At 64.9% G+C, this 11,802-nt stretch carries 7 protein-coding genes and 1 pseudogene; 1 reads left to right on the forward strand and 7 read right to left on the reverse strand.

The window, feature by feature from the left end; genetic code table 11:
* Window positions 1-92 precede the first annotated feature (92 nt).
* Both OCL88_RS00005 and OCL88_RS00010 read right to left on the reverse strand, forming a co-directional pair.
* The gene (locus tag OCL88_RS00005) at window positions 93-485 is read right to left on the reverse strand and encodes a RidA family protein (protein ID WP_166187103.1); all 393 of its coding nucleotides are present in this window, start codon (window positions 483-485) and stop codon (window positions 93-95) included.
* 54 nt (window positions 486-539) lie between these two features.
* Window positions 540-1,052, reverse strand: coding sequence for a GNAT family N-acetyltransferase (locus OCL88_RS00010; protein WP_264961161.1), 513 nt, complete (start codon window positions 1,050-1,052; stop codon window positions 540-542).
* Window positions 1,053-1,284: 232 nt separating this feature from the next.
* On the opposite strand from OCL88_RS00010, the pseudogene OCL88_RS00015 reads away from it, so the two are divergent.
* Window positions 1,285-2,651, forward strand: a pseudogene (locus OCL88_RS00015) (LLM class flavin-dependent oxidoreductase).
* A 39-nt stretch (window positions 2,652-2,690) separates the two neighbouring features.
* On the opposite strand, the gene OCL88_RS00020 reads toward OCL88_RS00015, so the two are convergent.
* The 5 genes from OCL88_RS00020 to OCL88_RS00040 all read right to left on the reverse strand — a co-directional run bounded on the left by OCL88_RS00020 (window position 2,691) and on the right by OCL88_RS00040 (window position 11,786).
* Entirely contained in the window at window positions 2,691-3,530 is an 840-nt protein-coding gene (locus OCL88_RS00020; protein ID WP_264961162.1) for an inositol monophosphatase family protein, read from the reverse strand.
* Entirely contained in the window at window positions 3,527-5,824 is a 2,298-nt protein-coding gene (ligA, locus tag OCL88_RS00025) for an NAD-dependent DNA ligase LigA (RefSeq protein ID WP_264961163.1), read from the reverse strand. The genes OCL88_RS00020 and ligA overlap by 4 nt, the downstream gene beginning before the upstream one ends.
* A 44-nt stretch (window positions 5,825-5,868) precedes the next feature.
* Window positions 5,869-6,537 (reverse strand): hypothetical protein, encoded by a 669-nt coding sequence (locus tag OCL88_RS00030; RefSeq protein WP_193591694.1) that lies wholly within the window; start codon window positions 6,535-6,537, stop codon window positions 5,869-5,871.
* 99 nt (window positions 6,538-6,636) lie between these two features.
* Window positions 6,637-11,085 (reverse strand): FtsK/SpoIIIE domain-containing protein, encoded by a 4,449-nt coding sequence (locus OCL88_RS00035; RefSeq protein WP_264961164.1) that lies wholly within the window; start codon window positions 11,083-11,085, stop codon window positions 6,637-6,639.
* The gene (locus OCL88_RS00040) at window positions 11,082-11,786 is read right to left on the reverse strand and encodes a hypothetical protein (protein ID WP_021471386.1); all 705 of its coding nucleotides are present in this window, start codon (window positions 11,784-11,786) and stop codon (window positions 11,082-11,084) included. The genes OCL88_RS00035 and OCL88_RS00040 overlap by 4 nt, the downstream gene beginning before the upstream one ends.
* Window positions 11,787-11,802: the final 16 nt, after the last annotated feature.

The following is an 11,802-nucleotide window of genomic DNA, read 5'->3' on the forward strand; positions in this document are numbered from 1 at the left end:
ACCCCAAATGAGATGATCAGAACCTTCCTGTTGCGATAACCGCTAGAAACCGCCCACGCTAAACGCGCTTAACTGCGACCCAGTTGGGTGCGCTACGCGGACTTCTGTGCCACCAGCTCGATCTCCACCAGCATCTGCGGATCAAGGAACGGCAGAACGTGCACCAGGGAAAGGGTGGGCCGGATTTCGCCGAAGACTTCACCGTGTGCGCGGCCGGCGTCTTCCCACTTGCTGATGTCCGTCAGGTAGAGCTTGGACTGGACAACGTCCGCGTAGGAGAAGCCGGCTTCTTCCAGGACGGCGCCGAGCTTCTCGAGGATGTATTTGGTCTGCGAGTAGAAGTCATCGCCCACAATCGCTTGTTTGCCATCAACGAGACCGCTGGCCGCCGTCGCGGAAATGTAAAGGGTGTTGTCCACCTGGACCGCGCGGGAGTACCCAAGGGTCTGTTCCCACACCGAGCCTGAACCGTATGTCTTGCGCATGCCGCGCCTTCCTGTTCATCTCCCGGCCTGTTGCCGGGATTTCCGAGGAAAACTCTAGGACTGGGAGAGCTCAAGCCTGTAAACGAACAGCTTTATGTCGGTGCCGGGGACGAACCAGTCCCGTTCGGGGACCCGGTCAAAACCGGTCCGGTTGTAGAGGGCATTGGCACTCTCCCACGTAGCGCCGGTGGTGAGGCACACGGCATTGATGCCGTCCCTCGCCTTGGCCTGCTCGACGACGGCACTCACCAAAGCAGTGCCCGCGCCGGAGCGCTGCACCGCCGGATCCACCACGAGGGTCCGCAGCTCCAGCTCGCCGTCCAAGCCAATGTCCGAGAAGCCGCCTCCGGCCGGAGCCGCGGTCACAGAGCCGATGATGGTTCCGTCGCGTTCGGCCACCAGCACGTCCGCATGCTGCGCCCTGCCGGCGACATTCTTAAGCTGCTGCAGGTACGGGTGATCCGCGCTGCCGTAGTACCCCGCGGTGACGTACGAATCCTGGGTTATGCGGGCAACGGCGTCGTAGTCTTCGGGAACGGCTGGACGGACATTAATCGGCGAAAGCACCTGTCAATGATAGTGGTAACCGGGCGTTGCACTCAGCGAAACAGCACTTTCCGTGACCGAACTATCACTCCTGTTTGTGTCACCCGGTATCGCGGGATTGAGTCGGATTGCGCGCCATGAAGCCCGGTTTCGCACCGTTGCGGCCTTGTTTCGGAAGGCTGGCGCCCTGAGCCGCGGCCATGTTGAAGTGGGCAAACCTAACCACGCCACCCCAAAACCAAAGGATTCGACCATGCCCACACCACCGCGTCAGCTGCACCTCAATGCGTTCCTCATGAGCACTGGCCACCACGAGGCCTCCTGGCGGCTCCCGGAAAGCGACCCCCTGGCCTCCACCAGGATCGGGCATTACCAAAACCTGGCCCGCACCGCCGAACGCGGCAAGCTGGACTCGATTTTCTTCGCCGACTCCCCCGTGCTCTTCGGCGAGGTGGGGCGCCGCCCTGCAGGCAAGCTGGAACCCACCGTCCTGCTCACCGCCATCGCAGGAGCCACGCAGAAGATCGGCCTGATCGCCACCGCCTCCACCACCTACAACGAGCCCTTCAACCTGGCACGCCGTTTCGCTTCGGTGGACTGGGTCAGCGGCGGGCGGACCGGGTGGAACGTCGTCACGACGGCGGGCCCGGACGCGGCGCGCAACTTCGGCGTGGACGACCAGCCGGCCCACGCTGTCCGCTATGAGCGCGCCGCAGAGTTCATCGACGTGGCCCAAAAACTCTGGGACAGCTGGGAAGACAACGCCGTGCTCGCGGACAAGGCCGCCGGCGTCTGGGGCGACTCCACCAGGATCCGGGCCATAGAACACGAGGGCAAGCACTTCCGGGTCCGCGGCCCGCTCAATGTCCCTCGTTCTCCGCAGGGCCACCCGCTGATCGTCCAGGCCGGCTCCTCCGAAAACGGCAAGAAGCTCGCAGCCCACTACGCCGAAGCCGTGTTCACCGCCCACCAAACACTGGCAGACGCGCAAGCCTTCTATGCAGACCTCAAGGCACGGACCGTGGCGGCGGGCCGTGATCGTGACAGCATCAAGATCCTTCCGGGCATCGTTCCCGTGATCGGGTCCACCGAGGCCGAGGCCCTTCGGTTCGAGCGCGAACTCGATGAACTGATCAAACCCGAATATGCCCGCGAACAGCTGGCCAAGACCCTCCGGCTCGCACCCGAAGACCTCCCGCTGGACCGTCGGCTCCCGGCCGATCTTCCATCGGAGGACGACATCGAGGGCGCCAAGAGCCGCTACACCCTGATCGTGGAATTGGCCCGGCGCGAGCAGCTCACCGTCCGGCAGCTCATCGGTCGTTTGGGCGGCGGTCGCGGGCACCGGACCTTCTCCGGCACCCCCGAACAAGTGGCCGACGCCATTCAGGACTGGTTCGACGCCGGAGCAGCGGACGGCTTCAACATCATGCCCCGGTGCTTCCATCAGGTTTGGATGTGTTCGTGGACCAGGTGGTGCCGATCCTTCAGCGGCGTGGTCTCTTCCGTACGGAATACACGGCATCCACCTTGCGGGGACACTATGGCCTGGAACGGCCGGTGAACCGCTTCGCAGGAACACCCGCACGGGAGTTGACCTCGATCGGATGCGGCTTCTAGCCGTAGTTGGCGATGGCCAGTGTGCGGATCATGGGAGCCCTACAGAGGGAACTTTCCGGAGAGCTCCAGCGTGGCCGCGCACGTCCAGGCCGCCAACCGGTCTTCGGTGCTTGGGCCGCCGTCGAGCGGGCTGGTTAGCTTTGGCCTGCGGACCCAGCAACCTGCTTCCTCGGCGATCAAGGCCCCGGCGGCGTAGTCGTGTTCGTTCAGGCCGCGCTCGCCAAATGCGTCCACGGTACCGTCGGCCACAAAGCACAGGTCCAGTGCTGCCGAACCCAACCGCCGCACATCGGCGAAGCCTTCCATGAGCTCCCCCAGTCCTTCCACCTGGTCAGCCCGAGTGGAGGGGTCATAGCTGAAGCCCGTTGCCAGAATGAGGCCTTTTCTCCCCTGGACCGGGCCCGTGAGCTGCGTTGATGTCCCGGCAACCTCAACCCATGCGCCATGCCCGCGGGCCGCCGAGTAGACGCGACCCAGCGCGGGTGCGTGGACAACGCCGGCAAGCCATGCGCCGTCGGCATCTGCCACGGCAACGGACGTGGCGTAGTAAACAATGTTGCGGATGAAGTTGGTGGTGCCGTCCAGCGGATCGATGGACCAGCGGTAACCGGACGCCTGCTCCGGCCGGGTGGTTCCTTGTTCCTCGCCCGTGATCGTGTCATGTGGCCGTGCTTGGGCGATGGCACGGCTGACGGCGTTCTCCGCCGCGAGATCGAACTCCGTTACCCAGTCCCCGGCCTCGCCCTTGTTACTTATTCCGAGGCCGTCACCACCGCTTCCGGTGACCGAACGTTGTGCAAGCACCGAGGCGCCTGCCGCGGCTGCCGCTTTGGCGACCTCCAGCAATTCCAAGACGTCGTCCCGTTCCCTGACGCTCATTCCGATTCCCCTTCCGGCCCGGCAACGTCTTCTGCGCCCACCTGGCCTTCGGACTCATGGCCTTCGGACGCGGCCGGTCCGTTGGCCAGCAGCTCACGGAAGCCATCCTCATCCAACACCGGAATCCCGAGCTGTTCCGCCTTGTCCAGCTTGGTTCCGGCGCTCTCCCCGGCTACCAGGTAGCTGGTGTTCTTTGATACCGAACCCGCAGCCTTGCCACCACGGATAATGATGGCTTCCTTCGCCTCATCCCGGCTGAAGTTGGGCAGCGTTCCCGTGACCACGACCGTCAGCCCTTCGAGCGTGCGCGGAGTGGCCGTATCCCGATCGTCCTCCATGCGGACGCCGGCGGCAGCCCACCTCTCCACGATCTCGTTGTGCCAGTCAACCGCGAACCATTCCTTAAGGGCAGCCGCGATGGTTGGCCCAACGCCGTCCACGTGGGCCAGTTGTTCCTCGCTGGCATTACGGATGGCTTCCATACTTCCGAAGTTGGTTGCCAGCGCCCGGGAGGCGGTGGGTCCGACGTGGCGGATGGACAACGCCACAAGTACCCGCCACAGTGGCTGCTTCTTGGCTTTTTCCAGCTCGGCGAAAAGCTTCTCGGTGGTGGCCGTGGGCTTGGACGGCGTCTTGGCCGTGGCCTTCGTATAGAAGTAGGGAACGAGTTCGTACTGGCCCGTGCCGACGCCCTTCGATTTCTTCTCGCGGCGGATCATCACGTTTGCCAGATCTTCGCGGGTCAAATCGAACAGCGCGGCCTCGCTGGTCAGAGGGGGGATCTCCGGCTCTGCGGGTTGGGTCAAGGCGATTGCCGCTTCCCAGCCCAGGGCCTCGATATCGAGGGCACCGCGGCTGGCCACGTGGAAGACCCGTTCACGCAGCTGGGAAGGGCAGGATTTTCCATTGGGGCAGCGGATGTCTACGTCGCCCTCCTTGGAAGGCGCAAGCGGAGTGCCGCAGGAAGGGCATTCCGTGGGCATGACGAATTCGCGGACGGGCGGATCCTGCTTGTCGCGAAGCGCCAGTACCGGACCGACAATTTCGGGGATGACGTCACCGGCTTTGCGAAGAATCACGATGTCGCCGATCATCACGCCTTTGGCCTTGACGACGTCCTGGTTGTGCAGCGTAGCCATGCCCACGGTGGAGCCGGACACCTTGACGGGTTCCATCAACCCGAACGGAGTGACACGTCCGGTCCGGCCTACGTTGACCATGATGTCCAGCAGTTTGGTGTGCACCTCTTCCGGCGGGTACTTGTACGCGGCGGCCCACCTCGGCACGCGGGAGGTGTAGCCGAGTGCGCGTTGGGTAGCGAAGTCATCGATCTTCACCACGATGCCGTCGATCTCGTGCAGGAGGCCGTGGCGGTGTTCGCCGTAATGGGCAATGAATTCCAGGACGCCGTCGTAAGAGTCAAGGACCTTCGAGTAGGGACTGACCGGGAGTCCCCATTCGCCCAGGAGCTTGTAGGTCTCCGACTGGCTGGCCGTTTCCAGCCCTTCACGCGCCCCGATGCCGTGGACGAACATGCTGAGGGGACGTTTGGCTGTCTCCGCCGGATCTTTTTGCCGGAGCGAACCCGCGGCGGCGTTGCGGGGGTTGGCCAGCGGCGCCTTGCCCGCTGCCACCAACGACTCGTTGAATTCCGCGAAAGCCTTGGACGGAATGAAGACCTCGCCTCGGATCTCAACTTCGGACGGATAGCCCGAGCCGCTGAGCTGCCGCGGGATTTCCTTGATGGTCAGGACGTTATGGGTGATGTCCTCACCAGTGGTGCCGTCGCCGCGGGTAGCAGCACGCACCAGCTTGCCGTCGCGGTACAGCAGGTTCACGGCCAGGCCATCGATCTTCAACTCGGTCAACCACGAGATCGACGGGACCCTGTCCCCCAGCTTGGCCACCGACGCCTCGACCTTCCGCACCCAGGCCTCCAGCTCGTCGAGCGAGAACACGTCATCGAGGCTGTACATCCGTTGGAGGTGCTCGACGGCGGCAAAAGCCGCGGAGACCTCACCGCCCACTTCCTGGGTGGGTGAATCATTCGCGACGAGCTCCGGATGGAGGGCTTCCAATTCCTCCAGGCGACGGTACAGGAGGTCATACTCAGCGTCGGAAACAGTCGGAGCGTCTTCCTGGTAGTACGCGTACCGGTACTTCCGGACCAGGTCAACCAGTTCCTGGTACTCTTCCCGGAGATTTTCCGACGGCGGCGCACCCTCCTCTACGGCGACGGCGGCTGCGGCCGTGGATGTGGTGCTGACCCGATCTGGATTCTCTGGTGTACTCACAGGTCTATCTTGCTATACACCCCGGACATTATGTGGCGGGCCGCTCAGTGCGACGACAGGCGGTTCTTGCTCCACAGCGCGAACGCAAGGCCGCCCAAACCAACAAGCAGTACCCCGCCCAGGATGCCGAAAAGCCCCAGCATGTTGGGCCCGGAGAAGTTGCCCGTGGCCAGGACTGCGGCCTGGGTTTCCTTGCCCTGATCGATCGGCGTGTCCCAATTGGAGGACTTCGAGGGACTCGGCGAGGCAGACGGCGTCGCACTCGCCGTGGCGGTGGCTGTAGCGGTGGGTGCCGCCGTCGGAGTTTCCGACGGCGTTTCGGCCACCTCAGGCTCTACCGTCGCCGGGGCTTGGACGACGGCGGGCTGCGGCGCTTGGACGGCCGGCGCGGGAGCTGCCGGAGCCGGAGCAGGCGCGGCCGGTTGCTTCCGGTCGTGGACGCGGGTTGGTTCAGGCGCGGGCTTCACGTCACGGTCCGGCGCCGGCTTGGTATTCGTTACTTCAGGTGCGAGGACCTGTTCGGTGGGAGTTGGATCTCCCGGGGCTTCCAAGGAGGGACAACTTCCCGCCGCCTCCGGGATGCAGGGCGCTGCGTGGGCAGCGCCCTGCGGTGCCAGCCATACGGCGGCGGCGAGCAGGACGCCCGCCACAACGGCAGGGACGCGGCGCCGGCTGGAGGCGGGCACAGCGGCAGGGGGAACGGTGGGTTGCATGGGGCATGACCTCGCTGGGGGCGTTGGGGCGCTTTGAGCGGTCCGGAAGTGCGGTACGTTTCCGGCATCCTCCTACACACACCAGCGAAGACGCAAATCCTAGCTCCGGTTTTCGGGCGGCATGGCAACCTGCAGTTTCCGTACTTTGCCGCGTCCCACGATGTACCCGCGGCCCGGGATGAAGTCCTTGCTGAGCCGTCCCAGTGACGTGTTGAGGAGGCTGTCCCCTTCCACGTCGCCGGGGTTGAGCAGCAGTCCCCTGCGCCCGGATTTGAAGGGCTGCGCCAAGGACCACGCCTGCGACCATGTGGAGGTTTCGGACTCGCCAACTACCCACTGGTCGGCCTTGATGGCGGCCGTCACCAGGCGCCCGACGCCGGACTCGGCGAGGGTGTCGGTGAACTCCGTGAGGCCCTCAATGAAGATCGCCATGGTGCCCGGGTTGTCGCTTGCCTTGTCCACCAGGTCATCCACGACGTCGGACACCTCGTCCGGACCCACCAGGGCATGGCTCCAGATGTTCAAGGAGGCAACCGTGGAACGGCGCGAGCCGATGTAGATAAGGTCGGTCCGTGGGTTGGACCGGCGCAGTGCGTAGGCCAACGTAACCAGTGCCACCGTTCGCCCGGAACCCGGAGGCCCTGCCAGCAGCAAGGGGCCTTTCGCGGCAATGGCGGCGGAACCGAGGGTCTCGTCGTCGACGCCGATGATGGGATTGTCCACGGCTCCCACGGGCAGGATGTCCAGGTCCACCAGTTCGGGGAGCCGTTGGATCTGTGGAGCCTGGCTGAGTCCCTGCCGGAGCATGGCTTGGCTGAGCTTGGACACTTCGCGCGCCTGCAGGGCCAGGTTGGAATTGCCGCCCAGCACCGCTAACTGCACTTCCAATCCGTCCAGGAGCCCGCGCCCAGGAGGTGACGCTGCGTTCAGCACGTCCTTGGGGACGTCCAACGTCATGTAGTCGTCTTCCGAGCTCAAGCGAAGCACCAGCCGCTTCTGTATGGAGGCCAGGAGCGACGCCGGTACGGAGTTGGGACGGTCGCCGCTCACCACGAGGTGGATACCGAGGGGACGGCCGTCCGTGGCGAGCTGCAGGAAGATATCCCACAGCGAAGAAAGGTTGCTGTATTCGTAGGATTCGCGGAAGGAGGACATGCCGTCCACCATGATGAAAATGCGCTTCTCATCCGGCCGATCAGCCAATTGGCGGTATTCGACGATGGTGGAAGCCCGGACTTCGGCAAACCTCGTGGCCCTCTCATCCGCGATGTCCTTGAGCCAGCGCAGCAGGCGGCCGACGCGTTCGACGTCGTCGCCGTTGATGATTTCTCCCACGTGCGGAAGGCCCTCAAGCATCTTCAGGCCCGAAGATCCGCAGTCGATGCCGTAGACGTGCACGGGACCGCCGCGGGGCGTCACGGCAGCGGCGATGGCGATGCCGCGCAGTGCCGCCGACTTACCTGAACCACCCGTGCCGTAGACGGCCATGTTGCCGTCCTTGTCCGGCTCGTAGAACACCGTGGGCTGGTCCTGGTGGGCGGGATCGTCCGCAACGCCAAGAAGGAGGCGTTCATCGGTACGGGGGTTGGGCAGCTTGGAGAAGTCGTACGTGGTGGCCAGCTCGTTAAGCCAGGGCTTGCGCGGCGGCTCGATTGCCAGGACGTCAGCCGCCCTGATGATGTTGGCCGTCATCCGCGCGATGTCGTTCGGTCCGGCCGGTTCCTCGGTGATATCCGTCGCGGGCGGCGGCTCCCAGGAAGGTCCGGAGCCGAAGGCCATCTCCACGATGTCGATGCGGGGCCGTTGCGGCTTCTCCGTGGTCCACCCGCCGGCATAACCGGTCTGGAAACCCTGGATCCTCCCGGGCCCGGTCTTCGCCGCACCGCGGCCCGGGATGGAGGGATCGAAGTAGGCGGCTGTCGGAACACCAAGAATGTCCACGGCATCCACTTCATCGGCCATGCGCAGGGCGACCCGGAGGTTGGTGTTGGCGCGCAGGTTGTCCTTGATGACGCCGGCCGGCCGCTGCGTGGCAAGGATCAGGTGCAGGCCAAGGGAACGGCCACGCGCGGCCACGTCAACAACGCCGTCCACGAATTCGGGGACCTCGGTGGCCAGCGCGGCGAATTCGTCCACGATAATGATGAGGTAGGGCGGAGCCTCGGGGTCCGCTTCGCGCTGCAGGGCGAGCAGGTCCTTGGCCTTCTTCCGGTTCAGGAGCCGTTCGCGGTAGTGCAGCTCGGCACGGAGCGAGGTCAGGGCGCGCCGGACAAGGTGCGGCGAGAGGTCGGTGACCAGGCCAACGGTGTGCGGCAGGTGCAGGCAGTCCGCGAACGCGGCTCCACCTTTGTAATCGACAAAGAGGAAGCTCACGCGGTCCGGGCTGTACGCAGCAGCCATGCCCATGACCCAGGACTGGAGGAACTCCGACTTGCCTGCACCGGTGGTTCCACCCACCAAGGCGTGGGGGCCTTCGTTCTTCAGGTCCAGGTAGAACGGCTCAACACCCTTGGAACCAACCAAGGCCCGGAGGCTGCCGTTATCCTTGCGGTTGGGCACGGCGGTGGCATGGACAGAGTTGTTTTCCTGCCAGCGCTCGGCCACGGCCTGGGGGTTGTCCATCAGTTCCTTGCCGATCAACGTGGCGTAGGAAACGGCGCGCGGCAGGTCCGAGTCGTCCTCGAGCGGGTTGCCGACGTCCACCAACGGAGACATCATGCGGGCCAGTTGCGTGGCCAGCTCAACGTCGAGGCTTTCGCAGCTCACCGGATAGGTGTGCCGGCCCAGCCGGACCTGGCCCGTAGTGGTGCCGTGATCGCCGTCGACCGAGAGGAAGTCCCGGCACGCGGCAGGCAACGACTGCACGTTGGCGGCCACCCACATGACGTGGACGCCAAAATCGGGACCGCGTTCCACCAAACGGGTAAGGCGTCCACGGTCCACGGGTGCATCGTCTTCCACCACCACCAGCACCGTGGGCACAACAGGTCCGGGGGTCTCTTCGTGCTCATTCTTCAGCCCGGGCCGGGGCTGTTGGCCCGGTTCCTTGGCCTGGGCTTCACGCTGCTCAACCAGGTCTTCCAGCCGGGACAACAGCGCGGAGCCTGCACCCGGGCCGGCGGCAAGATGGTCGCCCGTGAGGGGGCTGTGGCCTGAGCCGACGTGGGGCAGCCATTGCAGCCAGTCCCAGCGTTCGCGGGACCGCGGGGACGTCAGTGCCGTGAGGACGAGTTCCGCGGGCGAGTGGAGGCCCACCAACTGAAGAACCATGCCGCGCGCGACGTCGTCCACCACGCTGCGGTCCCCGGCCACGCCGAAGGAGCCGGACGCGCGCAGCTGCGACACGATGGGCACCCCTTCGATCACCCGTACCTGCTGCAGGCATTCCTGGATTTCCCGCATGTACTTCGGCTCGGTTTCGTTGGCCCCCGGCTCGTCGAACTGGATGCGGGACGGCGCGGAGCCCAGGCCGAAGCGGACGCTCAGGAAGTGCTGGTGCTCGGGCCTGTTGGTCCACAGCAACGGACCCAGCTTGTAGATGGCGTCCACCGTGTCGCTGACCGATGGCGCCTCTTGCAGGCGGACCGCTCGTTCGATGTTCTGCTGCCGGTCGATGTCTTCCCTGAACGCCAGCATGGCTGCGTTGAACTGCTTGTGCCCTTCCTTGGCCTGGCGCTTGCCCTGCATTTTGTGGTCCACGTAGTGCCCCACGATGAACAGCGGCATCATGGCCATGAAGATGACGGAGAGGATGTTTTGCGTCAGGGCGAAAAGAACGCCGCCCATCAGCAGCGGCGTGACCAACATGATGTACGGGAACGGCTGGTGTTCAGGGCGTTTGGGGCCCGCCGGCGGCACGCGCTTGGGCGATTCGAACCGGGGAACCACCCGCGGGGACCTGTTGAAGTCGACCAACGGCGAGGTGGGTCCTCCGGAGTGGTTGCGCGAGAGCGAAACGACGCCCACGGTGGTGTCGCCCAATGTCACGGTGTCCGAGGATTCCAGCGTGGCCCGCGTGACGGGCAGCCCATCCATGAGGAGGCCGTTGGCGGAGTTCGTGTCGACGATTTCCACCGTCTCCCCCACCGTGATGCGGGCATGCCGCTTGGACGTCAGGGGGTCGGACAGCCTGACGTCGGCGTCCCGGTCCCGGCCGATGTAGCTGGTACCGAACGGCAGCGAAAACTCGCGGCCGGCGTCGGGCCCTGCCATGACGCGCAGGGTAGCTGCCGCCGGTCCGCGGTTGGTTCCGGGCGCGTTCGAGGCGAATTGTTCGCTCACCTGGGTCAGGGACACCTTCGAACCGGGCCGCAGCCCGGATTCCAGCAGGTTGTCGGTCGGGCGCAGGACCTGCCCGGACAGCCCGCCGCCAACAAATGCTTCATCCACGCTGATGGAGAGGTTCGACGGCGGTTCGGTCCCCTTCCGTGCGGGGTCCGCGGCCCACAGTTCCGTGGCGATGTCGGCCACTGTGGCACGGCCATCCACTGTTACGGCCAGGTCCTTGGCTTCCGCGGGATCCCGGCGCAGGGTCAGGCGAAACTTCATCCTTCGTCGACTCCACTCTCAGTCTCAAGCAAGTACAGGTCGGCCGGGGTGACCAGGTGTGAGGTCACGGCGTGCTCCACAAGCCGGGCACGCCGGTTGGTGGCGAGCTTCCCGGCGCCGCCGCGGAGCCCCACGACACCCACGCGGTCGAGTTTGTCGCACACGTTGTCCAGCTTCCGGTTGAACCGGGTCAGCGCCCATCCCAAGCGTTTGGCGGCCTCCGCGGACGACGGAATGGCACTGAATCCCGTGCCATCGCGACGCAGCATGGGCTCGGCCAGGGCCACGATGAGCGCCTTTTGCGAATCGGTGAAAACAACGGGCCCGATGGTGGTATCCCCCGCTTGGTCCTCGTCCCGGGCTTCATGCCGGAAGGACGGCGTCTTCAGGTGGACGGCGAATTCGTAGGTGGTAGGGCCTGCCGTGAAAATGACGTTGGTGTGGCTGAAGACCAGCGGGATCCGCGCGCCCGGAGCAAGCCAGGCCTGCATGCCGCCCGAGCCGTCGGCGATGGTTGCCGACAACATGCTCCCCACGTTGCTCAGCCACCAAATTCCGTCGTAGCGGGCAATTTGCAGGAAGCGGCGGTGCAGGTAGGGATTGTCATCTACTTCCAGGTCGCCTTCGCGGCCGATGTCGAATACATCCTCATCTGACGGTTCGTACCATTCGCCACAGAAATCTATTGCTAGATCCCCCATGATCTGTGCCTCCTTG

Source organism: Paenarthrobacter sp. PAE-2, assembly GCF_026013155.1.
Classification (GTDB): domain Bacteria; phylum Actinomycetota; class Actinomycetes; order Actinomycetales; family Micrococcaceae; genus Arthrobacter; species Arthrobacter ureafaciens.